Source organism: Mesorhizobium sp. M4B.F.Ca.ET.089.01.1.1 (assembly GCF_004022605.1).
Classification (GTDB): Bacteria; Pseudomonadota; Alphaproteobacteria; order Rhizobiales; family Rhizobiaceae; genus Mesorhizobium; species Mesorhizobium abyssinicae.
This window is the reverse complement of sequence record NZ_RZOS01001472.1, coordinates 1-424: the sequence shown is the minus strand read 5'-3', so window position 1 is coordinate 424 and position 424 is coordinate 1. Positions and strand designations below refer to the sequence as shown.

Below are 424 nucleotides of genomic sequence, written 5' to 3'. Positions count from 1 at the left end.
GAGATACAGCACAACGGGACCACCCATTACGCCTACCCTGAAGTCGTGTGCATGGCCTTCATTGAGTTCTTTGCGTTCGAAGCCCAAAGGACGAACGATACCGCTCTTCTGAACTTCCGCAAGCTTGCGCGGTATGGTCTCAATCAATTCATCTACGATGCCCTTGGGTACTCGCCGACCGACAAGTGGGTCTATTTCAATGACCGCGTGTCGATCCTTCAAGACAGCTCGCCGGATGGCTATTTCATCGTTTTCAAGGAAACCACCGGCATGGTGGTTGACCTCATACGGGCCGGTCTACCGGTTAACGACAAGACGATCCCAGATATCAGCGTGGGCAAGTGCTGGAGTAAACATTGGGAAGAAAGCGGCCTTAGCGGAGACCATGACGCGCGCATCAAGTTCGAACACAACTATCCAAGAT

The 424-nt window shown here is 52.6% G+C and carries 1 pseudogene; it reads left to right on the top strand.

Annotated elements, in window-relative coordinates:
- Positions 1-51: 51 nt before the first annotated feature.
- Positions 52-424: pseudogene (locus tag EN780_RS37940) on the top strand (hypothetical protein); the annotation flags it as partial.